Origin of the sequence: Tenacibaculum caenipelagi, from assembly GCF_004363005.1 — a bacterium.
Classification (GTDB): Bacteria; Bacteroidota; Bacteroidia; order Flavobacteriales; family Flavobacteriaceae; genus Polaribacter; species Polaribacter caenipelagi.
The window spans coordinates 203026-228296 of the sequence record NZ_SNYH01000001.1 but is presented as its reverse complement, the minus strand read 5'-3'; the positions used below and the strand labels follow the sequence as shown (position 1 = coordinate 228296).

22 protein-coding genes and 1 pseudogene are annotated in these 25271 nt (G+C 31.3%); 8 read left to right on the top strand and 15 right to left on the bottom strand.

Going from position 1 to position 25271, the window contains the following annotated elements; translation table 11 throughout:
* Positions 1-31: 31 nt before the first annotated feature.
* A complete protein-coding gene (locus DFQ07_RS00925) occupies positions 32-415 on the bottom strand; it encodes a DUF6249 domain-containing protein (protein WP_133534411.1) in 384 nt (127 codons plus the stop codon).
* Between the two features lie 137 nt (positions 416-552).
* On the opposite strand from DFQ07_RS00925, the gene DFQ07_RS00920 reads away from it, so the two are divergent.
* Together DFQ07_RS00920 and DFQ07_RS00915 are read left to right on the top strand one after the other, a co-directional pair.
* A complete protein-coding gene (locus DFQ07_RS00920) occupies positions 553-1137 on the top strand; it encodes an RNA polymerase sigma factor (protein WP_133534410.1) in 585 nt (194 codons plus the stop codon).
* Entirely contained in the window at positions 1124-1537 is a 414-nt protein-coding gene (locus DFQ07_RS00915; protein ID WP_133534409.1) for a hypothetical protein, read from the top strand. Before DFQ07_RS00920 ends, DFQ07_RS00915 begins: the two co-directional genes overlap by 14 nt.
* 56 nt (positions 1538-1593) lie before the next feature.
* Here the strand turns inward: DFQ07_RS00915 and DFQ07_RS00910 are convergent, their stop codons facing one another.
* The 3 genes from DFQ07_RS00910 to htpG all read right to left on the bottom strand — a co-directional run bounded on the left by DFQ07_RS00910 (position 1594) and on the right by htpG (position 6134).
* On the bottom strand, positions 1594-3387 hold the full coding sequence (locus tag DFQ07_RS00910) for a DUF885 domain-containing protein (RefSeq protein ID WP_133534408.1): 1794 nt from the start codon (positions 3385-3387) through the stop codon (positions 1594-1596).
* A gap of 93 nt (positions 3388-3480) precedes the next feature.
* A complete protein-coding gene (locus DFQ07_RS00905; RefSeq protein WP_133534407.1) occupies positions 3481-4101 on the bottom strand; it encodes an SGNH/GDSL hydrolase family protein in 621 nt (206 codons plus the stop codon).
* Positions 4102-4220: 119 nt separating this feature from the next.
* A complete protein-coding gene (htpG, locus tag DFQ07_RS00900) occupies positions 4221-6134 on the bottom strand; it encodes a molecular chaperone HtpG (RefSeq protein WP_133534406.1) in 1914 nt (637 codons plus the stop codon).
* A gap of 163 nt (positions 6135-6297) precedes the next feature.
* Here htpG and DFQ07_RS00895 point away from each other — a divergent pair, with 163 nt between their 5' ends.
* Positions 6298-7308, top strand: a complete 1011-nt coding sequence (locus DFQ07_RS00895) for a 3-oxoacyl-ACP synthase III family protein (RefSeq protein ID WP_133534405.1) — start codon at positions 6298-6300, stop codon at positions 7306-7308.
* A gap of 82 nt (positions 7309-7390) precedes the next feature.
* Here DFQ07_RS00895 and DFQ07_RS00890 read toward each other — a convergent pair whose 3' ends face one another.
* Complete coding sequence (locus DFQ07_RS00890) at positions 7391-9787, bottom strand: TonB-dependent receptor domain-containing protein (RefSeq protein ID WP_133534404.1); 2397 nt, start codon at positions 9785-9787, stop codon at positions 7391-7393.
* Positions 9788-9882: 95 nt separating this feature from the next.
* Here DFQ07_RS00890 and DFQ07_RS00885 point away from each other — a divergent pair.
* Positions 9883-10246, top strand: a pseudogene (locus DFQ07_RS00885) (CoA-binding protein).
* Here the strand turns inward: DFQ07_RS00885 and DFQ07_RS00880 are convergent.
* The 5 genes from DFQ07_RS00880 to pyrR are packed head-to-tail and all read right to left on the bottom strand — an operon-like array spanning position 10243 to position 13394.
* Entirely contained in the window at positions 10243-11184 is a 942-nt protein-coding gene (locus DFQ07_RS00880) for a ribonuclease Z (protein ID WP_133534403.1), read from the bottom strand. The pseudogene DFQ07_RS00885 and the gene DFQ07_RS00880 overlap by 4 nt on opposite strands.
* Positions 11185-11505, bottom strand: coding sequence for a T9SS type A sorting domain-containing protein (locus DFQ07_RS00875; RefSeq protein ID WP_133534402.1), 321 nt, complete (start codon positions 11503-11505; stop codon positions 11185-11187). It abuts the gene before it with no gap.
* A gap of 42 nt (positions 11506-11547) precedes the next feature.
* A complete protein-coding gene (locus DFQ07_RS00870; protein ID WP_133534401.1) occupies positions 11548-11880 on the bottom strand; it encodes a hypothetical protein in 333 nt (110 codons plus the stop codon).
* Positions 11881-11882: 2 nt separating this feature from the next.
* On the bottom strand, positions 11883-12815 hold the full coding sequence (locus DFQ07_RS00865; RefSeq protein WP_133534400.1) for an aspartate carbamoyltransferase catalytic subunit: 933 nt from the start codon (positions 12813-12815) through the stop codon (positions 11883-11885).
* Between the two features lie 24 nt (positions 12816-12839).
* Positions 12840-13394: a bifunctional pyr operon transcriptional regulator/uracil phosphoribosyltransferase PyrR gene (gene pyrR / locus DFQ07_RS00860; RefSeq protein ID WP_133534399.1), complete on the bottom strand. Its 555-nt coding sequence runs from the start codon at positions 13392-13394 to the stop codon at positions 12840-12842.
* A gap of 147 nt (positions 13395-13541) precedes the next feature.
* Here pyrR and DFQ07_RS00855 point away from each other — a divergent pair, with 147 nt between their 5' ends.
* Positions 13542-15434, top strand: coding sequence for a SulP family inorganic anion transporter (locus tag DFQ07_RS00855; protein WP_133534398.1), 1893 nt, complete (start codon positions 13542-13544; stop codon positions 15432-15434).
* 35 nt (positions 15435-15469) lie between these two features.
* On the opposite strand, the gene DFQ07_RS00850 is transcribed toward DFQ07_RS00855, so the two are convergent.
* Positions 15470-16411, bottom strand: a complete 942-nt coding sequence (locus DFQ07_RS00850; RefSeq protein WP_133534397.1) for a hydrogen peroxide-inducible genes activator — start codon at positions 16409-16411, stop codon at positions 15470-15472.
* 116 nt (positions 16412-16527) lie between these two features.
* Between DFQ07_RS00850 and DFQ07_RS00845 the strand changes: the two genes are divergently transcribed.
* Entirely contained in the window at positions 16528-16998 is a 471-nt protein-coding gene (locus DFQ07_RS00845) for a Dps family protein (RefSeq protein ID WP_133534396.1), read from the top strand.
* Between the two features lie 114 nt (positions 16999-17112).
* Positions 17113-18501, top strand: a complete 1389-nt coding sequence (locus DFQ07_RS00840) for a serine hydrolase domain-containing protein (protein WP_243743908.1) — start codon at positions 17113-17115, stop codon at positions 18499-18501.
* Positions 18502-18529: 28 nt separating this feature from the next.
* On the opposite strand, the gene DFQ07_RS00835 is transcribed toward DFQ07_RS00840, so the two are convergent.
* Both DFQ07_RS00835 and DFQ07_RS00830 read right to left on the bottom strand, forming a co-directional pair.
* Positions 18530-19300 (bottom strand): sulfite exporter TauE/SafE family protein, encoded by a 771-nt coding sequence (locus DFQ07_RS00835; RefSeq protein ID WP_133534395.1) that lies wholly within the window; start codon positions 19298-19300, stop codon positions 18530-18532.
* Between the two features lie 76 nt (positions 19301-19376).
* The gene (locus DFQ07_RS00830; RefSeq protein ID WP_133534394.1) at positions 19377-20306 is read right to left on the bottom strand and encodes an AraC family transcriptional regulator; all 930 of its coding nucleotides are present in this window, start codon (positions 20304-20306) and stop codon (positions 19377-19379) included.
* 289 nt (positions 20307-20595) lie between these two features.
* Here DFQ07_RS00830 and acs point away from each other — a divergent pair, with 289 nt between their 5' ends.
* Positions 20596-22503, top strand: coding sequence for an acetate--CoA ligase (gene acs / locus DFQ07_RS00825; protein ID WP_133534393.1), 1908 nt, complete (start codon positions 20596-20598; stop codon positions 22501-22503).
* Between the two features lie 43 nt (positions 22504-22546).
* Here acs and DFQ07_RS00820 read toward each other — a convergent pair whose 3' ends face one another.
* Together DFQ07_RS00820 and DFQ07_RS00815 are read right to left on the bottom strand one after the other, a co-directional pair.
* Positions 22547-23230 carry a response regulator gene (locus DFQ07_RS00820; RefSeq protein ID WP_133534392.1) on the bottom strand — a complete coding sequence of 228 codons (684 nt, stop codon included), beginning with the start codon at positions 23228-23230 and terminating at the stop codon, positions 22547-22549.
* Between the two features lie 3 nt (positions 23231-23233).
* Positions 23234-25249, bottom strand: a complete 2016-nt coding sequence (locus DFQ07_RS00815) for a tetratricopeptide repeat-containing sensor histidine kinase (RefSeq protein WP_133534391.1) — start codon at positions 25247-25249, stop codon at positions 23234-23236.
* Between the last annotated feature and the right edge of the window lie 22 nt (positions 25250-25271).

Below are 25271 nucleotides of genomic sequence, written 5' to 3'. Positions count from 1 at the left end.
TTTAGATATTTATTTTTAAAAAAAAGACAGTTTATTCGTTGTCTAATTTTTTAGTTTGATTAAATCCAATTAATAGCGCTCCACCAGCACATAAAAAGATAGAAGCAATAAAGAAAACTTCTGAATCTATGGCGTCAGTTGGACGAGTTTCCCATGGACCACTATACCCGAAGAGAGAGCTTAATAAAGCTCCTAGTAAAACACCCACACCGATTCCCATAGCTAATAGAGCTAAGTTCAAAATAATAACTCTACCTGTTAAAGTTGAACGTTTTTTTTCACCTTGCATAAAAATTTTGGCATCTACACCTTTTTCAATTAATGCTAAACGTTCTTTGTTTCTTGTTGAATAGAATAAATAAAAGATTCCGAAGATTACTGCAAATAAGAACATAAATACAATTGCTGCTTCCATATTTTTGAATTTAAAATGATTATTTTTAATGTGTTTACAGGTATGACAGCTATATTTCAAAAAAGGTTACAGAAAACTTTCATTTTTTTTGATGAATAGTTGTAACCTTTTAGAGCAAGATACAGTCAAAGTATAAAATGACTATTATTAACGATCAAACTTACATAGATAAAATTCTAAAAGGAGATACAAATGCTTATGCTTTTTTAGTAGAAAAGTATAAAACAATGGTATTTACCTTGGCGTTAAAAATGGTGAAGAGTAGAGAGGAAGCTGAAGAAATTTCTCAAGATACTTTTATAAAAGCATATAAGAGCTTGAGTAAGTTTAAAGGAGAATCAAAGTTTTCTACATGGCTATATAAGATAGCTTATAGAACTTGTTTAGATGCTTTAAAAAAGACAAAAGAACAATACAGTGTAGATGTTATTGATGAAATTACGATTAATAAAATAAAATCTACTGAAAGTGTTTTAGAGGGAATTGAGCGAAAAGAACGGGCACAAGTAATAAATAGTTGTTTGTTGAGTATGCCAGAGGAAGAACGTTCTATTTTGTGGATGTTTTATTTTGAAGAATTAAGTTTGAAAGAAATCATTGAAATTACAGATTTTTCAGAATCTAATGTAAAAGTGAAGTTACATAGGGCTAGAAAAATGTTGTTGAGTATAGTAGAGAAAAATGTTGAACCTGAATTGATAAATCATTATGGGAGAAAATAAACATATAGAAGAGTTGAGTGCTTTTACAAAAAAGCATATCAAAGATATAGAGATAGAAACTCCATCGATAGATTTTACCGCAAATATTATGGAGACTATCTTGAAAGAAGAAAAGACTTCTGTTTACAAAGCAACACCATTAATTTCTAAGAAAGTATGGTTTGTGTTAGCAAGTATATTAGCCGTTAGTGTTTTATATGTATCGAAAGGAGCTTCTCTTAACTGGTTGAAAGTACCAGAAATAAAAATGGATTATTTATCGAATATTCAATTTCCTAATTTCTTTGAAGGATTTACAATTTCACATACTGTACTATATACTAGCTTTTTATTTACAGTAATGATTTTTATTCAGATTTATGTTCTGAAAAATCATTTTACGAAACATTTAAATTCATAAAAAAAAATCCGCGTTGAATATTCAACGCGGATTTTTAATAGTAATAAGTTGAATTATTACTTTTGAGAAGCAATCCATTTATCAATTTTGTTTTCTAACAACGCTAGAGGAATACATCCAGTTTCTAAAACTTGATTGTGAAATTCTTTAATGTCGAATTTATCACCTAATTCCTTTTTAGCCTTAGCTCGTAATTCACGGATTTTTAATTGTCCGATTTTATATGATAATGCTTGTCCAGGATTCGCCATGTAACGTTCAATTTCAGAGATAATACTTGCTTCACCTTCCGCTTCGTTATCTAATGAATATTGAATTGCTTTTTCACGACTCCAACCTTTAGCATGTATTCCTGTATCAACTACTAAACGAATCGCTCGGTGCATTTCCATACCTAACATTCCGAAGTATTGATAAGGATCGGTATATAAACCTAATTCTTTTCCCAAGTTTTCAGTATACAATGCCCAACCTTCACCATAAGCACTGTACCATAAAGTTTTTCTAAAATCTGGTAAGTCTTTATTTTCTTGCGTTAATGAAATTTGATAATGGTGACCCGGAATAGCCTCATGCAAAAATAAAGCTTCATCAGAAAATACATTGTATTTAGTAGCATCAGGAATTGGTGTATAGAAAACTCCAGGACGAGTTCCGTCTAACGAACCAGGGTTGTATTCAGCACTTGCTGATGCTTCTCTGAATTTTTCAGTTTGCTTTACCACAAATGGAGTTTTTGGCTTGTTACCAAATAACTTTTCTAATTGTGGCTTCATTTTTTGGTGAATCGCATTAAAGTTATCAATAATTTGTTGCGGCTCTGTATATGGCATTAATTCTTTGTTGTTACGAACAAAATCAAAGAATTCTTTTAAACTTCCTTCAAAACCTACTTGCTCTTTTACTTTTTCCATTTCTGATAAAATTCGAGCAACTTCTTTCAGCCCTAACTCATGAATTTCATCAGCAGTCATATTGGTAGTAGTGTAGTTTTTTATAGCGTGTTGATAGTATGCTGTTCCATTAGGAATATCAGAAATACCACTACTTTCTCTACCAGCAGCTAAATAATCATTTTTTAAGAATTCATACACAACTTTGAATGACGGAATTAATTTATCATTCAAAATATTGGTATATGCTTCTGTTAGTCTAGTTTTATCAGCATCAGAAAAATCAGCTGGTAAAGCGTTTATCGGAGAATAGAATAAATGATTTTTAAGATTTTTTTTGAAAGCTAAACTTTCAAATTGAGGAATAACTTTTTTAATTAATGATTTTGGCAATACATAGCCCTCATTCATTCCTTCTTGCATGCGCTCTTTAGCTGATTGTAACCAGGTATTGTATTTGTCTAATCTGCTTAACCAATTGTCGTAATCTTCAACTGTTTTAAAAGGTTGTGCACTACTACCACTTGCCAATTGCCCCATAGTAAGGTTAATTGTCCACATTTGGTTAATGGGCATTAATAAGTCATTTTTATAACTAGCTTGTGCCAATGCCATATCACAATCCCAATCAAGCACAGCTTTACTCATTTGTTGACTTTCTGTTAAGTCAGCGTCATTAAAATTGCTAAGTTTTGTTTTGTAGTTTTTGAAAAACTCATTGCTTTTCGTTTGATATTCGTCTGAAAGTGTATTAGGAAATTGATCGTTAAAACGATTATCACCCGCAAAAGTCGCATTAACGGGGTTTAATTGCAGTTTTCCTTCGTTATAGTCTTTTAGTAACTGATTAAACTCTATATTTTCTGGAGTAGGAGTGTTAACCGCTTCTTTTTTTTCTTGTTTACAAGAAGTAAGAAGTGTAGCGGTAGCTACTATGGTTAAGAGGATTTTCTTCATGATTATATTTTTGATTGTGAACAAATATATCAAAAAGAAAATATAGGGTTTGGTGAATTTCAGAAGCTATAATAATATTTAGAAAAAAATATATTAGGTTGTTGATTGTGATTTGTTAAAAATAGCCTCTTTAATTAGGTTAAAAGCTTTTTCATGTCCCTCTGCGTTGGGATGAACACCATCATAGGTAAGTAAATTCTCTTTAACAATGTCAAATTTGCTATGTACATCAATAAAATGAATGTCTTGCTTTTGTGCGATTGATAACAAAATGTCATTATATCTTAAAATATCTTTTAGAGACCTCTTTTTAATATTATTATCGTCTTCTATAACTGGAAGTATATTGATTAAATAGACAGTTGCATTGTGTTTTAAGGCATGTTCTATACATAAATTAAGATTGTCGCGAAATTTTTCTAAGGAAACGGTGTTTTTACCATTTAACAAAGTAATATCATTGGCACCGTAGGCTAGTGTTACAATATTGTTACCATCTTTTAAGAGTCTAGTATCGAATTCGTTTACAAACCTTTTGACTAAACCATCAGTCGTTTCTCCTCCAATACCCATATTGAAAACACAAATCTCATCTTTTCTGGTTTTTAGAAAAAGTTTCATGCAGTGAGCTTTCAAACGATCTACCCAACCACCTTTTTCACTATCATTTTCGCCTCTAGTAATACTATCTCCAAAACAAATAATATGTGTCATAATCTCAGTTTATTGCTGTTTTTTAGTGAAACGAATCTAATGTATTTTGTAGAGAATTAAAAACAAAAGCCTCTCTGTATATACAAAGAGGCTTTTAATTTATCTGTAGTGATTTACTACTATTTAATTAGTTCATATGAACGTTTGATAAAGTTGGTTAACTCTTCACCATGTAATAGGTTTTGAGATAATTTAGCTAAATCAAAGGCTTGAGAAACTAATTGTTTTTGCTTGTCTTCATCAGCATTTAAAATTTCTGATACTAACTCATGGTTGGTGTTTACTACCAAATTGTACATTTCAGGTAAATTACCCATTCCCATCATTCCACCACCACCAGTAGCACTCATTTCTTTCATACGACGCATAAATTCTGGTACGGTAATTATGAAAGGAGAAGCGTTAGAATCCATTGCTTCTAGCTGTACTGTATAGTTTGTGTTGTTTACAGCTCCTTCAATAACAGGCTTTAACTTTTCTTTTTCTTCGTCAGAAAGTTTAGAAATAACGGTATCGTCTTTCTTAATTAAGTTATCAATATGGTCAGCATCCACACGCTTGAATTGTACTTTAGCATCGCCAGACTCCATTTCTAACTTTTGCATTAAATGCGAAACGATAGGAGAGTCTAATAATAACACTTCGTATCCTTTTGCTTTTGCATCTTCAATATAACTGTGTTGTGCATCTTTGTGAGCAGCATATAAAACGATGTGATTTCCGTCTTTGTCAGTTTGAGCATCTTTAGTTTTTTCAACTAACTCATCAAACGTAAAGAACTTACCATCAACAGTAGGGTATAAGGCAAACTTCTTCGCTTTATCAAAGAATTTTTCTTCCGATAACATTCCATACTCAATAATAACCTTGATATCGTTCCATTTTTGCTCAAAATCTTCACGGTTATTTTTGAATAAAGAAGAAAGTTTATCTGCCACTTTTTTAGTGATGTATCCTGAGATTTTCTTTACAGCTCCGTCTGCTTGCAAATACGAACGAGAAACGTTTAATGGAATATCTGGAGAGTCAATTACCCCTTTTAACATTTGTAAGAAATCAGGAACGATTCCTTCTACGTTATCGGTAACAAATACTTGGTTCTGGTATAATTGGATTTTATCCTTTTGCATATCCAAGTTCTGTGTTAACTTAGGAAAATATAAAATTCCTGTTAAGTTAAATGGATAATCTACATTTAAGTGAATATGGAATAAAGACTCTTCAAATTGCATTGGATACAACTCACGATAGAAGTTTTTATAATCCTCATCTTCTAAATCTGCTGGTTTTTTAGTCCATGCAGGATCTGTGTTGTTGATGATATTGTCTACTTCAATTTGCTTGTGAGGTTCAGTAACTTCTTTACCATCTTCGTCTTTTGTAGTTTGTGGAGTAAAGTCAGGATCGTTTATTTTCTTTGTTCCAAACTTAATTGGTACTTGGTTGAAACGATTGTATTTAGTCAATAATCCACGGATTTTACCTTCTTCTAAAAACTCAGTAGAATCTTCAGCAATGTGTAATACGATTTCAGTACCTCTATCAGACTTGTCGTGTTCTACTAAAGTATATTCTGGCGAGCCATCACATGTCCAGTGAGCAGCAGGCTCGTCTTTGAACGATTTGGTAAAAATTTCTACTTTATCTGCAACCATAAAAGCCGAATAGAAACCTAATCCGAAGTGACCGATAACACCTGTTTCGTTTTTATCGTCTTTATACTTTTCTAAGAACTCTTCAGCACCAGAAAAAGCAATTTGATTAATGTATTTTTCAACCTCTTCCATAGTCATACCAATTCCTTGGTCTTTAATAGTTAAGGTTTTCGCATCTTTATCAATACTTATTTCAATTTTAGCGTCGCCTAATTCTGTTTTTGCTTCACCAATAGAAATAAGATGCTTTAATTTAGTAGTTGCATCAGTTCCATTAGAAATTAATTCACGTAAGAAGATTTCGTGATCAGAATACAAGAATTTTTTAATCAGCGGAAATATATTCTCAACCGACACATTAATGTTTCCTTTACTCATAATTATATATTTTGTTTGATATTATTTTCTACTGAATGAATAGTCAAAAAAAATACCAAATAAAAATTAGTGACAAGATGACACCTTTTGTACGGATTGTATAAAATTCATACTTTTACAGGCTTTTAATTTGCTAACAACAAAATAATCAAGATAAAAATATATGTATAATTCAAAAATTACAGGATTAGGTTATTATGTTCCTGAGAACGTAGTGACTAACGACGACTTAACTCAGTTTATGGAGACGAGTGATGAATGGATACAGGAAAGAACTGGTATCAAAGAGCGTCGTTGGATTGACCCAAAAACTTCTGATGATTCAACATCAGTAATGGGAGCAAAAGCCGCAAAAATAGCTATTGAGCGTGCTGGTTTGACAAAAGATGATATTGATTTTATCATTTTTGCTACGTTAAGTCCTGAGTTATACTTTCCTGGAGGAGGAGTACAGATACAAGATTTATTAGATATGCCTACAATTGGAGCATTAGATGTACGTAATCAATGTTCTGGATTTATTTATTCACTTTCTGTAGCAGATCAGTTCATTAAAACAGGAATGTATAAAAATGTTTTAGTAATTGGTTCTGAAAACCATTCTGGAGGTTTAGAGCGTTCTACTCGTGGTCGTGGAGTAACTGTAATTTTTGGTGATGGAGCAGGAGCAGCGGTTTTATCACGTAGTGAGGAAGAAGGAAAAGGAATTTTATCTTCTCATCTACATTCTGAAGGAAAATATGCTAAAGAATTGGTGTTAGAAGGCCCTTCAACAGGTCGTTGGGTACCTGAAATTATGAAAGCGAATGATCCAGATGATACTTCTTACTATCCGTATATGAATGGTCAGTTTGTGTTTAAACATGCAGTAGTTCGTTTTTCAGAAGCCATAATGGAAGGTTTACAAGCAAACGGATTGCAAAAAGAAGATATTGATATGTTAATTCCGCACCAGGCGAATTTGCGTATCGCACAGTTTATTCAGAAGAAATTCCAATTGTCTGATGACAAAGTGTATAACAACATTATGAAGTATGGTAATACTACTGCTGCTTCTGTAATTATAGCATTAACAGAGGCTTGGGAGAAAGGAAAAATCAACGATGGTGATTTAGTTGTGTTGGCTGCTTTTGGTAGTGGGTTTACATGGGGATCGGTTGTGATTCGTTGGTAATTTTTACTGATACATAAAATAAAAAATCCGAAGTATTAACTTCGGATTTTTTGTTACTAGGGAATCTTCTGAAAATTGATTTTTATAGGAAACCTCCGCCTCCTTGTGCATCATTATTGTCACGTCTTTTTCTTGTACGAGCTTTGTTTTTACCTCCACCAAATCTATAGTTAAATCCAATGTAAACGGTTCTACTTTCCCATTTAAAGCGTCCGTTTTGAACAAAAGGTCTAGTAGAGTCAAACTTAAATCTCATAGTGTTAAAAATGTCATTTACTCTAAAGTTGATGTCTCCTTTTCCTTTAAGGATACTATAGTTAGCACCGATGTTTACCATTTTCATAGGATCTACATCCCATTGAATATCTTTTCTAGGCCCTCTATACATAGCAAATAATTGTAAACGTAATTTCTTTGAGACTGTAAAATTGTTACTGATTCTTGCATTAAAAATATCTGCTTTAACTTCAGTAGTAGGAGCGTTAGGGTCGCTTAAATCTGTAGTACCAAATTGTTTTTGAGAATAGTAATCCATACTAGCATTTGCTCTCCACCATTTTGCAATTTTATAGTTTGCTGAAAATTCTAAACCATAAGCATCTGTATCATCAAAATTCGCAAAAGTTAATATTTGCCTTACGTCATTATCATCACTAGGGTCTTTATAAGTGGCTCTGTTAATAACATCATTAATATTTCTATAAAAACTTCCTATAGTTATAGATCCACCTTTTATTTTTCTAGTATAATTGAATTCAACTGAATTTGTAAATTGTGGCACAAGATCTGGGTTACCTACAGATGTAATTAATGGAGTACTCCATTCTCTAATAGGGTTTACTTGTCCAACACTTGGTCTATCTACTCTTTTACTATAACTTAATTGAAATTGGTCTTTTTCATTAGGATTATAGGTAAGAAAAGCTGATGGATATACAGTAAAAATATCATCTGTAACAATTTCTGTAGGTTCACCTTCTTGATTGAATATTCCTTTTATTTTATATTGCTCAAAACGTGCACCTACTTGCATATCTAGCTTACCAAATTTGTGATTATAATTAGCATAAGCAGAGTAAACATCTCTATCATAAGTAAAAGAAGAATTGTTAAAGTTAATCTGAGTAGTAAGGTTTGTATTATCAGTTTTATTTACTCGATATTCTGCACCTAATTCTAATTTTCCATTTTTAGAAATAGGGTTTGTATAGTCTAAGTTTAAAAGCGTACCCTCTCTTTTGCTGTTTATATCATTAATATAATCTGGCTGAGAACCTTCTAAAAATCTATTTTCTAAAAAATTAGGAGAGTCATTCTTTGAAAAGTTGGCTTCAAACTCTATATTGTGTCCTTCTTTTTCAAAATCATGTTTGTAATTTACATTATAGGCTTGATTATGGCTTTCACTAGTTTGAGTATTAGGAGAATGTTCTATTAAATTACCATTGTTATCTGTAATTATGGCACGCCCGTTAGCGTTGCTATCAAACCAGTTTTGAGTAGTGTAAAGAGATAAAGTGTTTTTATCATCTAAATAAATGTCAGCTCCAATCTTAAACAAGTGAGATTCATTATCATTTATAAAAATAAAATCTTGATTGTTAGTTCCAGGTCTGTTAACATAACCAAAGTTGTAACGATCCCCACCATTAAATCCGTAGTTACCGAAGAAATTAACTTTTCCTGTTTTGTAATTCATATTTGTAGAAGCATTGTAACGAACATAATGTCCAGCTTCAACACCAGTATTTATAGAACCGTTAAAGCCCATATTGGCATTTTTATTCAGAATAATGTTAATAATTCCACTCATTCCTTCAGGATTGTATTTAGCAGATGGGTTGGTAATCAACTCAACGCTTTTGATTGATGAAGAAGGGATTTGCTTTAATAGTTCTGAAGCGGGGATGTTGGTAGGTTTTCCGTCAACTAATACACGTACATTTTCGTTACCGCGTAAGCTAATGTTACCTGACTGACTATCAACACTAACCGATTGTACATTATTTAATAATTCAGAAGCGGTAGCGCCCGCAGAAGTTAAGTCTTTACCAACATTAATAACTTTTCTATCTACTTTTTGAGTTACGGTAGAGGTTTCTGCACGAACTTCAACTTCATCCAAAGTGGTACTATCTTCTTCAAGACTAATGGTTCCTAAATTAATTTTGCTCGATTTACGGTCTACTAAAACGGGTTTTGTGAAAGTTTTATAACCTATAAATTGAACTTCAACAGTATTGTTCCCTTCTGGAATATTTTTTATAGAAAATAATCCATTGTCATCAGTAATGCCACCAGTGATAATTTTTTTGGCAGCATCTTTGATTATAATGTTAACATAGGGAAGTGGTTGTTGGGTTGTTTGATCGATAACCTTACCAGAAATTACTCCTGGTTTAGGAAGGCTACTTTTGGGCATTTGAGCATATATACTAGTGCTTAATACAGTTAAAAGTATCAATAATATGTTTTTCATTTTGGTGTTTTTTGGATTGTTTTTATGCCTAATAGACTACTTATAGGGTATTTTTGTTACCTAGATTAACAGAGTTTAACGTATTCTTAACAAATATGAATAAAACAACATTAGTATTAGGAGCTTCTTTAAATCCGAATAGGTATGCTAACATTGCTATTAAAAGGTTGATAGGTAAAGATATACCTGTGTTGGCTATTGGTTTGAGAGAAGGTAAGGTGTTTGATGTTACTATTGACACCAAAAAAAAAAATGTTTACAAATGTTGATACAGTTACTTTGTATTTAAACCCAGAACATCAAAAAGAATATTATGATTATGTAATTAGTTTGAAACCTCGAAGAGTAATTTTCAATCCTGGAACAGAAAATAAAGAGTTTTTTGATAGATTGAAAGACCGTGGAATAGCTCCTATAGAAGCTTGCACATTGGTGTTGTTATCTACGAATCAATATTAGTTTAAAATTTCAATAGGGAATGAGTTGGTACTGTAAAGTTTACCAGCTTCTGCTAATTCAACATTTTCAAAAACAGTTTGAGCTTCTGCTTTGAAGTCATTTATATTGTCGTATCTACTAGAATAATGACCAATTATAAGTTTACCAGCGTTAGCTTGTTTTGCTATTAGAGCTGCTTGTTCTGAGGTTGAATGTTTAGTCTTTTCACATAAATCTTCTCTATCTTTTAAGAAGGTAGCCTCATGATATAATAAATCAACATATTTAATTGTAGGAACAATATCTGGTTTGTAAGCTGTATCACTACAAAATGCATAACTTAATGGTTTGGGCGGATCGATGGTTAACTCATCGTTAGGAATGATCTCACCAGTAGAGAGTACAAAATCTTTTCCTGCTTTAATGTTGTGAAAATCACAGGTTTCTATCTCGTCATATTGCTGAATATTTTCGATGTGGAGTTTTCTTGGTTTAGGTTTTTCTGTAAATAGGAAACCATTAGTATAGATTCTGTGATCTAAAGGAATAGTTCTTACCGAAACTTTATCATCTTCAAAAATTAATTCACTCTCTTTTGATTCTAATTCGTGGAAAATAATAGCATATTTTGTCCACGATTTAGAAAGCTTTAATTGAAGAGTTGTAACTTCTTTAATTCCTTTTGGACCATAAATATGAAGCTCTTTTTCTCTATTTAAAATACCAAAAGTAGCTATTAGTCCAACTAAGCCAAAAAAATGATCGCCATGTAAATGAGAAATGAAAATATGGTTGATTTTAGAAAAACCAACCTTATATTTTCGCATTTGTCGTTGTGTACCCTCACCACAATCTATTAAAAAATGACGATTGTTTATCTCTAAATATTGAGCAGTGGGGTAAGCATTAACTCTTGGGGTTGCTGAATGGCAACCTAAAATAGTTAAGTGTAAACTCATTTATCTTATCACAAAGCGTTTAGATATAATCTCTTTATTGCTTTGTATTGCGTAAATGTACATTCCTGACTTTAAATCGTTACGTTGAAATGGAAAAGAGTTACGTCCTTTCACAACTTTAAGTTCTTTGTTAAAAACCGTTTTTCCTAACACGTTTCTTACAGTTAAAATAACTGTTTGTTCGTTGTTTGCATTAAAGTAAATAGTGGTACTATTTGTAAATGGGTTAGGGGAAGCAACTAACTTTTCAATCGATTTTTCTTGTGAGAAACCAAATGAAATAGTCAAGAAGAAAGTTAAAAATAGTATTTTTTTTACCATAGATTATCATTTAGGGGGAATGAATAATTATTAAATATTAGCTTAAAAGCCCAAATCGCGTTCAATGTTTTCCATCTCTATAACATCTTCTGCCTCTGTTAAAGTAGGAACAATGTTAAATGTATCAGGAAAATCATCGATAGTTACATCTTTATATACTACAACAAAAGATGTGCCATTGTTTTGGTGTTCATGAGCGTATTTCAAAAATAACAAAATATTTTTGTTAGTGGTGTTATATTCTTCTGAAATTTGAAGAATCAGGTTTTTTCCTGTATAGTTTTTATATTCTTTTTCAAAGTTTTTTATAAAGTCTGAAAAAGATTTTTCATCAGAAGTAATTAGTGTATAATCTGTTTTATGAGTTGTTTTCATGACTATCTTTTTATTTGTTGTGCTAACAAATAAATAACTGCCATTCGTACAGCTACTCCATTTTCTACTTGATTTAAGATAATTGATTGACTGCTGTCGGCAACATCACTTGTTAGTTCTACTCCACGATTTATAGGTCCTGGGTGCATAATGACAATCTTTTTGTCAAGATTGTCTAAAATTTCCTTATTAATTCCAAAAAGTTGTGTGTATTCTCTAGTTGATGGAAAATATTTAATATCCATACGTTCGTGCTGTACACGTAAAACATTGGCAACATCACACCATTCTAAAGCTTTTTTAAGGTTGGTTTCTACTTCAACTCCTAAACTAGAAATATAACGCGGAATTAATGTTGTAGGACCACAAACTTTTACTTTAGCTCCTTGTAGTTGTAAAGCGAAAATATTTGATAAGGCTACACGAGAATGTAATACATCACCTACAATTACAATTTTTTTACCTTTCAAGTCGCTATTAAGAGCTTCACGCATCGAAAAACTATCCAATAAGGCTTGAGTAGGGTGTTCATGAGTACCATCACCTGCATTGATAATTTTTGCATCAACATGTCTCGATAAGAAAATTCCTGCTCCTACATTTGAATGACGCATTACCACAATATCAACTTTCATTGATAAAATGTTGTTTACGGTATCAATTAAAGTTTCTCCTTTTTTAACTGAAGATTGTCCTGCAGAGAAATTGATAACATCGGCAGAGAGACGTTTTTCAGCTAATTCAAACGAAAGTTTTGTACGTGTACTATTTTCAAAAAATAAGTTGGCAATAGTAATATCACGTAACGAAGGAACCTTTTTTATAGGTCGGTTAATGACTTCTTTAAAATGAGCAGCAGTTTCAAAAATAAGCTCAAGGTCATTTTTGTTAAGGTATTTAATTCCTAATAAATGTTCAACGCTTAACTGCTTCATCTTAGTTTGTTTTTTTAATCATAACTAATCAAGCTTTGTAGGCTTGGGTTCAAGGTAAATTGTATCTTCTTTATGAGTTTCTTGCCAGTTAACAACTACTTTTTCTTCGTTGATGGCATCTACTTGTCTTCCTCGGTAATTAGGTTGAATTGGTAAATGACGGCTAAAACGACGGTCAATTAATACCAATAGTTCAATACTATCAGGTCTACCGTATGATTGCAGTGCTGTTAATGCACTTCGTACGCTTCTTCCTGAGTATAAAACATCATCAATAATTACCACCTTTTTATCTTCAATTAAAAAGTCAATTTGTGTTGAGGTGGCTTCTAAAGGTGCTTCTCTTCTGCGAAAATCATCACGATAAAAAGTGATATCTAAAAAACCTAATTGTAAGTCTTTAATATGATATTCATTCTTTAGTAATTTAGCTAAACGGTTTGCTAAATAAGTACCTCTAGGTTGTAATCCTATTAAAACGGTATTAGAAAAATCGTTGTGATTCTCGATTAACTGACAAGCTAATCGATGCAGAATGATTTCAATTTCTTTCGAAGTAAGTAGTATTTTTCTGCTCATGTGTTGCTACCAAATTGGTTTGATAGTTCAACGTTCAAAATTAAGGCAAAAAATAACGCCGACAAAATTAAACTTAATGAAACGTAAAAGGATGTCTATAAAATAATCTTTACATTTGCCCACTTTTACAAAAGAAGCCTAAATATTATGATGAAATACATTAAAAATAAGAAGATTAACATAAAAGATGACTCATTAGCGGGTATCACTGTTTCTTTGGCAATGATACCAGAAGTAGTTGCTTTTGCTTTTGTAGCTCAAATTAGTCCTATTGTTGCACTTTTTGGAGCTTTTGTAATAGGGATAACTTCAGCATTATTTGGAGGTAGACCAGGATTGATTTCTGGTGCAGCTGGTGCGGTAGCCGTAATTTTTGTAAACATGATACAAGAAGGTCATGCTAAAGGGCTATTGTTTGATACCCCTGTAGAAAATATGGGATATTTCTATTTGCTAGCAGCAGTGGTGTTAATGGGGATTATTCAGGTATTTGCTGGGGTTTTTAAGTTAGGGAAATTAGTCCGATTAATTCCGCACCCAGTAATGATGGGGTTTGTAAATGGTTTAGCTGTAGTTATTTTTATAGCTCAGTTGGGAATGTTTAAAGAGAATAAAAAGGATATTTTCGGACAAAATATGCGCAAAACTGAATCGAAAGAATTGGTATACAAGGTTGCTGATGGAGAAGTGAAAGATCTAGTTTCTGATACTGCTTTATTTTCTATCAAAGGAAATTCAATCATTAGTAATCAAACAAACCAAGAAGTTTTTGTAAAGTCAGATACTCAAGTGTTTGATGCACAGACAAAAAAAGTAGTTTATAATATAGCAAATGACGGATTCTATTCGGTAAAAGATAGTGGAGTAGTGAAATCTACCCTACAAGGAACAAAATTGTATACGATGATTGGTTTGGTATTATTAACCATGTTAATTATATGGTTACTTCCTAAACTTACAACAAAAATACCGGCAGCGTTAACAGCTATTTTAATTGTTACGTTTGTGTCTATTTTTGGAGGATTAGAGTCTATCAATGTAGGAGATTTTATTAGAGACGGTGGTGGAGCAGGTTTAAATGGTTTTGATGAAATATCAAAAAAAATGAACCTATTAGAGCTTTGGAGTAATCTACCGTTTAATATAGATACGTTAAAGTTTATTGCGCCCTATGCCTTTTTAGCAGCTTCAGTAGGATTGATAGAAACCTTAATGACCATGAATTTAGTTGATGAGTTAACTGATTCTAGAGGTGACGGTAATAAAGAGTGTGTAGCGCAAGGAGCAGGAAATATGTTAAGTGGATTGTTTGGAGGAACTGGTGGTTGTGGTATGATTGGTCAAACTGTAATTAATATTAATGCTGGTGGTAAAGGTCGTTTGTCTGGAGTAACGATGGCAGTTACCTTATTAATTTTTATCTTATTTGCAGATAAATATATAGAGCAAGTGCCTATTGCAGCTTTGGTAGGAGTAATGTTTATGATGGTAATTGATACATTTGCATGGTCTAGTTTTAGAATTATGAATAAAATTCCAAAATCTGATGCTATTGTATTAATCATTGTATCTGCAGTAACAGTAATTTTTGATTTAGCGATAGCAGTATTTGTAGGGGTAATAATTTCAGCATTAGTTTTTGCTTGGGAAAATGCAAAGAAAATTAGAGCAAGAAAGCGTTTTAAAGAAGACGGAACTAAGATTTATGAAATTTGGGGACCTTTATTCTTCGGAAGTATTACTGCTTTTAATGAAAAGTTTGATATTAAAAACGATCCAGCTAATGTAGAGATTGATTTTGTAGAATCTCGTATCTCTGATCATTCAGCTATTGAAGCTATTTTTATATTAGTAGAGAAATATCAAAAGGCAGGAAAAAAAGTAACTTTAAAGCATTTGAGTGAAGATTGTAAGGTGTTGTTATATAAAGCAAGTCCAATTTTTGCAGATGTTATTGAAGAAGCAGTTGATGATCCTCGTTATCACTTAGCAGCAAATCCAGAAGATTTTCCGAAGCCATTATCAGAATATAGTTTTTAAATAAAAAATCCCGCAACTAGCGGGATTTTTTATTGTTAATTCTTATGAATTGGACTAATGATTTCTACATCACTAAAAGCTATGGCGCCTCTAATAACACCATCAATAGTATTTTTTAAAGCCTCAATTAATTGCATTTTTAATTGCGATTTATGATATATTAAACTTACCTCACGAGCTGGAGGCGGAGTTTCAAATTCTCTTAAATGCGTTTTGTCTTGTTCATTTAAATCAAGTGTATTTAAATATGGAAGTAAAGTCATTCCTAGTCCATCTTTTGATAGTTTTATTAATGTATCAAAACTTCCACTTTCTAATTGAAAATGATGTGTTGTACTTCTTTTATTTGTTCTGCACAAATTAATAACACTGTCTTTAAAGCAATGACCATCTTCTAACAATAAAATATCGTCAATCTCTAAATCATCAATTTTAATCTTTTTCTGTTTGAACAATCGATGTTCGTTAGGTATTAAACCAACAAAAGGTTCGTAATAAAGTACTCGTTCTTTAATGGCTTCATTTTCTAAAGGAGTTGCTGCAATGGCAGCATCAATATGTCCATCAGTTAGTTTTCTAATAATTTCTTCTGTAGTTAACTCCTCTATAATCAATTGTACTTTTGGAAAACTTTTGCTAAATGTTTTTAAAAACATTGGTAGTAAAGTAGGCATAATGGTAGGTATAATCCCTAATTTAAATTCTCCTCCTACATACCCTTTTTGTTGATGTACAATGTCGATAATTCGATTGCTTTCATCCACAATAACTTTAGCTTGCTCTACAATACGTTTACCAACGTCAGTCAATTCAATTGGCTTTTTTGAACGATTAAAAATTTTAGCATCTAATTCTTCTTCTAGCTTTTGAATTTGCATACTAAGTGTTGGTTGCGTAACAAAACAATGTTCAGCAGCAATCGTAAAGTTTTTATATTCAGCAACAGCAAGTGTATATTTTAATTGCGTTATAGTCATCAGTATAATAATTTTTGATAAAGATATTAAAACAATCAATTCGCTTTATGGTAAAAGTGTTAAAAGTTGCGGTAATTTTGTTGGAGAAAAAGCAAAAAACTTAAAATCAATATAATATGTTAACAACAATTTTAGGGTTAGATAAAGAAAAAACAGTAAATTTAGTGAGTGAACTAAATATTCTATTAGCAAACTTTCAAGTGTATTATCAAAACGTAAGAGGGTTGCATTGGAATATTAAAGGAAAAAATTTCTTCGAATTACATGTTAAGTTTGAAGAGTTTTATACCGATGCACAAGAAAAAGTAGATTTAATTGCAGAAAGAATTCTAACCTTACAAGGAACTCCGTTGCATACTTTTGAAGATTACACAAAAGTATCGAAAGTGCCCGTTGGAAAAAATATTTCTAACGATGTAGAGGCTGTTAAACTGGTCGTGAATTCATTGTCTGAATTGTTAAAAATTGAACGTACTATTTTGGAGTTGTCAGGAGAGGCAGAAGATGAAGGAACAAATTCTATGATGAGTGATTTTATCTCGGAACAGGAAAAAACTTTATGGATGATGAACGCTTGGTTAGGCTAAGAACATCATTCATACTTTTGGGGATCATAAGCAGCATGAAATAATGCTGCTTTTTTATTTTTGAGAAGTAGTATGTAACCTATTTGCTCTAGTTTCGTCTTAAATGTAATAATCATGAAAACAAACCAAATGAAAAACCAAATTCAAATTAAAAAAGTGCTTTTCTTCTCTTTATGTTTTTTACTAACAAGTATAATCTCTGCTCAAAATTTAGAGTCAAAAATAGATGAAATATTAAAAGCTCAATTTAAAAGTAATGAAACAGGAGTGTCTGCTTTGGTTGCTAAAAAAGGAAACGTTCTTTACAGAAAAGCATTTGGAAAAGCTAATTTAGAGCTTGATGTAAATATGAAGCCAGAAAATGTTTTCGAAGTAGGTTCAATTACAAAACAATTTACAGCAGTTTCAATATTAATGTTGCTAGAAGAAGGGAAATTAAGTTTAGAAGATGATATAACTAAGTTTATACCCGATTACCCAACTAAAGGAAAACAAATTACCGTTCACCATTTATTAACACATACCTCAGGTATTAAAAGTTATACATCAATGCGAAAGTTTAGTGAAGTGATGACTATAGATGAATCTCCTTTAAAGTTTATCGATTTCTTTAAAAATGAACCGATGGATTTTGAACCAGGAGAACAGTATAAATACAATAACTCTGGATATTTCATTTTGGGATATATTGTAGAAAAAGTAAGTGGAATGAGTTATCCAAAATTTGTAGAAGAACGAATTTTTAAGAAATTAAACATGAATTCTTCTTACTACGGAAGTCATACAAGATTGATTAAAAACAGAGCCACAGGATACCAAAAAAGGAATGAAGAGTTCGTAAATGCTCAATACATAAGTTTAACATTACCTTATGCAGCAGGATCAATTATGTCGAATGTAGATGATATGTTACAATGGCAAACAGCAATTAGTAACAATACACTAGTGCAAAAAGAAACAATTGATAAAGCTTTTACTAATTACACGTTAAATAATGGTAAGAAGATAAATTATGGGTATGGTTGGAGTTTTAATGAAATAAATGGTGTACCGACTATTGAACACGGTGGGGCAATACCAGGATATAGGTCTATGGGAGTGTATGTTCAAAGCGAAGATGTGTATGTAATTATATTTTCTAATTGTGGGAATCAATCACCGACAAATACAGCTATAAAAATAGCAGGATTGGCTATTAATAAACCTTTTTCTAAAGGTAAAAGTGAGGTGTCTTTATCAAAAGAAGAGCAGCAAAAGTGGGTAGGTGCTTATAAGTTTGAAGATGGAGGAATTCGTGTTATTACGATGGAAAACAATCAATTGTACAGTCAAAGAGAAGGGAGTTCAAGCAAATTTAAAATTTACCCAACATCACCAAATAATTTTTCTTTTGAAGACGGATTTTACACGTATAAGTTTTCAGAGAAAAAAGGAAAGAAAACAGCAATCTTTCAAAATAGAATAAAAAAAGAAAAAGGTATTCATATGTCTAATCAAAGTTAAAGAGTAATAAAAGGAGTTAAAAGCGAAATTAGAATAAATACTTAATTAAAATACGAATACTTACAAAGGCAATCAAAATAGCGGTTGCCTTTTTTAATTGAATTGGAGTAAAGAATTTATTACTCATTCTACTACCAATTTGTCCACCAATAAAAACTGTAGCCAATAAAAGTAAAGTTAAATTTTTATCAATAGAAAATTCAGGGTTTGTATATTGACCTATTAATCCAGAAATAGAATTAACCAGAATAAAAAAACTAGCTGTAGCGGCAATTCTTTTAGGAGTATCCCAGTTGGTTAAGTGTAATAAAGGAGCTAAAAAAATACCACCTCCAATACCTACCATTCCTGAAATAAAGCCAATGATTCCTCCATAACCAGCATTTTTTGTTAAGCTTAAGTTGATTGTTTTGTTGTTACTAATTGTTTTGTTAGAAATCCACATAGTAATAGCAGCAAAGAGTAGGGTAAATCCTAAAAGAATAAAAAAGAATGTTTGACTAATGCGTAAATACCCTCCTAAAAAAGCTAAGGGAATGCTAAAAAGAGTAAGAGGAATAACCTTTTTCCACTGGTATTGTTTTTGACGCATATATATATAAACATTCCCTGTAACAACTATGATGTTACATAAGAGTGCTGTGGCTCTAATTTGAGTAAAAAGTAAACTGGTTAGAGCTAAAACAGCTAAATAACTAGATCCGCCACCAAACCCTACAGAAGAGTATAAAATGGCAATAAAGAAAAAAAGTAAAATGATGTGCCAGTTTAAAAAAACTGTTTCAATAAGTATATTCAATTGTTTTTGAGAGTAAAAATAAGTTTTTTATAAAGTTAATTCATAAACAATCAAAAAATATAACTAAAACCAATACTTAGTTTTTAACAAGAGTGTTTTTGAATTGCTGTGGAGTTAATAGTTCGTGTTTTTTAAAAAGGCGATTAAAGTAGCTAACATTATTATACCCAACTTTGTATGCAATGTCAGAAATACGTTCGTTAGGATGACTTTTAATTAGGTGTTTGGCTAGTTTTATTTTCTCTGAATTTAAAAAATCAATAGGGGTAACTCCTAGAGTATTTTTAAATTTTTTAATAAAGTGAGACTTACTCATACAGGCTTTTTCTGCCATTTTATCGAGAGTTAAGTCATTTTCGGTTAAATGCTCTTTTATGTATTTTACTGTAAAGCCAATTCTTGTATCGTTAAAAGCATCATTAACATTGTTTAGAATAACTTGTCTGGCTTTACTTTGTAAAAGTCTTATAATTAATTCTTGTATCATTAAATCTAATAGCACATCTTTAGACTTTGTGTTTTTAATAAAAGTGCTGGTTAGTCTACTAACAAGTAAATCAATTTCAGTATTATTTGTCAAATGAGAAGGGTCTTTTTTTAGGTTCCAATCATTATTTGTCCTTTCAATAACTGTAGTTTCATTAAAATTATAAACGACTTCGTTTATTTTGTTTTGATCGATAGATAATCCTAAACATTGAGTAGGCTTTTTTAGACTTGCATCAGGAAAATCAATATGAAGATTCATATTTTCAGGTATAACCAAAGATTCTCCAGGAATAAAATCAAAATATTTTCCGTTGTCAATACTCATTGATTTTTTCCCAGTTAACATGCTCGCTATAATAGTGGAATCAAAATTTAAAATTACATTTTTAGTGGCTTTATAAGTCTCAAAAATATTTAACTCTGCATATTCAGAAGCGTAAGTAGTTTTGTTTTCAATAAGGGTAGTCAACTTTCGTGTATTGTAATGATGTTGTATTGCGATATTTTTGTTTTTCATGCTTTATTTTGGTGATATAGTTCAATTTTTTAATAATATAGTTCAATCTTTAATTGCAATATATAGATAAATTTGCTAATGTGTGAAAAATAGAAAGTTAAGTTAATTTTCTTTACTCTTTTTAAAAGAAGAGTTAATTGTCCCCCCCTGTTAATTTTAGCACTTTTTTGCTAAAGAAAGAAAAAGAAAGCTAACACTGAATGAGTGTTGGCTTTTTTTATTTTGACTATCCAAAACTAAATATTAACTTCCTAACCAATTAAAAAACATTTTTTAAGTAAATCTTGTTATGAGTAATTATCACGTTAAAACGTTAGAAGAATATTTTCATGTATATAGAAAGTCAGTAAGAAACCCTGAATTGTTTTGGGAAGAAATAGCAGAAGAACATTTCGTCTGGAGAAAAAAGTGGGATACGGTTTTAAGTTATGATTTTGAGAAACCAGAATTTAAATGGTTTGAAGGTGCTCAGCTAAATATTACAGAAAACTGTATTGATCGTCATTTACATATTCGAGGAGATAAAACAGCGATTTTATTTGAACCTAACAGTCCAGATGAAGAAGCAGAACATATTTCATATAAAGAACTACATAAACGTGTATGTAAATTTGCTAATGTGTTAAAAGATCAAGGAATTAAAAAAGGAGATAGAGTTTGTATTTATTTACCGATGATTCCTGAGTTAGCAATTTCTGTGCTAGCCTGTGCTCGAATCGGAGCAGTACATTCGGTAGTCTTTGCAGGTTTTTCATCAACAGCATTAGCAACTAGAATTAATGATTGCGAAGCTAAAATGGTGGTTACTTCTGATGGTTCTTATCGTGGAGCAAAAACAATAGATTTAAAGAGTATTGTTGATGAAGCATTGGAAAATTGCTCTTCTGTAAAAACAGTATTAGTAGCTAAACGAATTCATTCAGATATTCAGTTAAAAGAAGGGCGTGATAAATGGTTAGAACCTTTATTAGAAGAAGCATATCAAGATTGTGTTCCTGAAATTATGGATGCTGAAGATCCGTTGTTTATTTTATATACTTCAGGATCAACAGGAAGTCCAAAAGGAATGTTACACACTACAGGAGGATACATGGTATACACAGCATATACGTTTAAAAACGTGTTTAACTATAAAGAAAATGATGTGTATTGGTGTACGGCCGATATTGGTTGGATTACAGGACATAGCTATATTGTATATGGGCCATTAGCAAATGGAGCAACAACTGTAATGTTTGAAGGAGTTCCAAGCTATCCGGATTTTGGACGTTTTTGGGAAGTGGTAGAAAAACATAAAATTACCCAATTTTATACTGCACCTACAGCGATAAGAGCGTTGGCAAAAGAAAAGTTAGAATTTGTAGATGCATACGATTTATCATCATTAAAAGTATTGGGAACTGTAGGAGAACCCATAAATGAAGAAGCTTGGCACTGGTATAATGATAACGTGGGGAAAAAGAAAAACCCAATTGTAGATACATGGTGGCAAACAGAAACAGGAGGAATGATGATTTCACCTTTACCATATATCACACCTACTAAACCAACATATGCAGCATTACCATTACCAGGAATCCAATTGGCTTTGATGGATGAAAATGGTAAAGAAGTAAAAGGAAATCAGGTAGATGGTCGTTTGTGTGTAAAGTTTCCTTGGCCTTCTATAGCAAGAACTATTTGGGGCAATCATCAACGTTATAAAGAAACCTATTTTTCTGCCTTTAATAATATGTATTTTACAGGTGATGGAGCGCTTAGAGATGAGGTAGGGTATTATCGAATAACAGGTAGGGTAGATGATGTGATTATTGTTTCAGGACATAATTTAGGTACAGCTCCTATAGAAGATGCTATTAACGAGCATCCAGCAGTAGCAGAAAGTGCTATTGTAGGTTTTCCTCATGAAGTAAAAGGAAATGCGTTATATGGTTATGTAATTTTAAAAGAAACAGGAGAAACAAGAAATCAAGATAATGTTCGAAAAGAAATTAACCAGATAATTACCGAACATATTGGTCCTATTGCTAAACTAGATAAAATTCAGTTTACAGAAGGATTACCCAAAACGCGCTCGGGAAAAATTATGCGTCGTATTTTACGTAAAATTGCACATGACGAATTAAACAATTTAGGAGATGTTTCTACACTCTTAAACCCAGAAGTTGTACAAAGTATTATAGATAATCGATTGTAATAAAAAAGCCAAGAGATTTTTCTCTTGGCTTTTTTTATTTTTATTAAATAAAACCTTTATCCCTCGCTATTAGAATAAGGTCTTTATCGTCTGGGCTTTTAATACCAAATGTTAGCTTCATTTGACGTTTTCTTTTTTCTATCGCTGCTATTGATAAATGCACTATCTCAGGTAAATCTTTCATACGTGTACCTATTGAAAGTTCATGTATTATTTTTCTGTCTATATCATCAAGTAAATAATCACTAGTAACTTCATTTCTAAGAAGTTTTGTGATAGTTTTACTGTAATATGGAGGGTCCGTTATAACTTCTTGTATAGCGGTAACTAATTCATGTGGAGTGATATCGTTTTTTACCAAAAATCCATCAGGATTGATGTTTTTTAAGATGCTATGTACTCTATAGTTATCATTAAAAGTAGTAGAAACAATTATTTTTGCTTCTGGGTGCATTTCTTTTATTTTCAACCCTAAGTCTTCACCAGATAAAATTTTTCCATCTTTAGAAGGAGGAAGCCTCATGTCTAAAAAAACAATGTCAATTTGTGAGCTAGTATTTATATGTTCTTGCAATAAAGTAAATGCTGAATCGCAGTTATGTGCTATATGTATGTTAAAAGTTGTATGTTGGTTCAACTTCGTTACATGATTGAAAGCGCTTTTATAAGCTTCAGAAATTAGTGGATGATCGTCAATGATTAAAGCAGTATACTCTTTATTGCCCATAATTTAACTTTTAAGAGGAATGGTCAAAGATAATAAAGTTCCATTATTAATTTCTGAATCTAGTTGCACAGTACCTTTTAGCTTTTTTATTCGAGAATTAATATTCTTTATTCCAATACCTGTTTTTTTCTTTTTAACATTAAACCCTTTTCCATCGTCCTTTAAGTGAATTATAAGGTTGTGTGTATCTGTAGATAAGCTGAGGGTAATGTTTTTAGCTTCAGCATGCTTAATAATATTTTGTAAAGCTTCTTGTATAATACGATATACATTTGCTTTGGTGATTTCATCTATACTTTTCCAAGAGATATTTTCATCAGATATAAATTGATATTTAAAATTCCCGATTTCGCTTTTGTCTTTTAAAAGTTGTTCAATAATAGAGGTGAAATTGATGTTGGAACCGTCAAAATTATCACTTAATTTATGGGAAACGTCTCTTATTTCTTTTTCAATGTCTTGTAGCTCGTTTAAGAGAGTTTGGTGTTTTTCTAAAACTTCTTCATCACCTTGAATATTTAAAAAACCTAAACCAAAACGAGTACCAAACAATTTGCCTAAAATACCATCGTGTAATTCTTCTGATATTCGGTTGCGTTCTTTAATTTTTTCTTCTTCTAGTTTAGCTTGTTGTTGTAAAGTAAGTATATAAACTTCTTCGTTCGCTTTTTGTTGTTCAGACTCTAGGCTAAGTTTTTCGTTTTTAGCTTTCTGAACTCCTAAGAAATACAATAAACTAAGGATTAAAATCCCAGCAAAACTGGTAATAAGTATCCAAATACGTTGCTGACTCAAACGTTTGGTTTCTTCAATATATTCATCGGTTTCAAATTCAATACGCGTAAATTTATTTTGTATTCTTCGCTCTGCACTAATCAAACTATCGTTGAATTCAATATAGCTGTCCAAGTATTTTTTAGAGTTTTTGGTGTCTAAGTTAGCCAGCTGATTTAAGGTAGTTAAATAATCTCTACCGTTTTTTAGTTTTTTAGCAATATTGTTAGCTTCTTTAGCATAGCTAAGAGCATTAAGTGTATCGTTTATGTACTTGTAGTAGTCTGAAATATGTGTTTTAGAAGTTAATAACCCTTCAATGTTTTTTAAGCTATCTCTTATAGATAGGGCTTTAAAAAGTTCTGATTTTATATTTAAAGTGTCTCTTGATAAAAGTTTACAATAAGCTCTATTATCTAGTGTTATAGCATAACTATTAGGTGTTACTTCTTTTTTTAAAGCTTTGTTATAAAATTCTATAGCTTTTTTGTACTCTTTCTTTTTTAAATAAGTATTACCTATATTGGTGTAAAGAGATATGTATCTTGCTTCTGAATTTTTATTATCAAGTTTTATTAGATAACTTAAGGATTTATTGTAGTATTCTAGAGCTTTATCATATTCTTTGATATCATTTTGTAGTAAGCCAAGATGATTGTAACAAGAGAATAGTCTCTTGTTATTTTTTGTTTGATTGAAGTTTTTGATAGCTTCTATAGTTAGTATTTCACTTCCTGAATAATCCCTATATCTACCTTTTATAAAAGCCATTCCATAAAGCATTATAGCAGAATTATCTGTATTATCTGTTTTTTGGAAGTATTTGTGAGCATTATTGAAATGATAATAAGCTTGTTCAAATTTTTTTGCTGTTTTATGAAAGTTAGCAAAACTCCAGTGGACGTCACCTAAGATGTAGGAGTTGTTAATTTTCTTTGCTAAACCAAAAGCCTCTTTATTGATTTTAAAAAAATTGATAGAGTCATTTAATTTATAGTATCTATATGCAATGGAGCTAAGATTAATAGCTTTCAGACTATCATTTTTATTTAATAAAGTTTTAGAGTAAGCCTTTTGTAAAAGTTGTTTCTTTTTATTTAAATCTAGTTCTTCGTTTTTTGTTTTATTTATCCAAATATTAATGCTATCATTTAGTATGCTATTTATATTTGTAATAGGCTTTTTACATCTAACAGCAAAAAATGAAAATAATACTAAGAAACTAAAAAAAACAAGATTTTTCATATGAGCAAATCTAAAAAAAAAG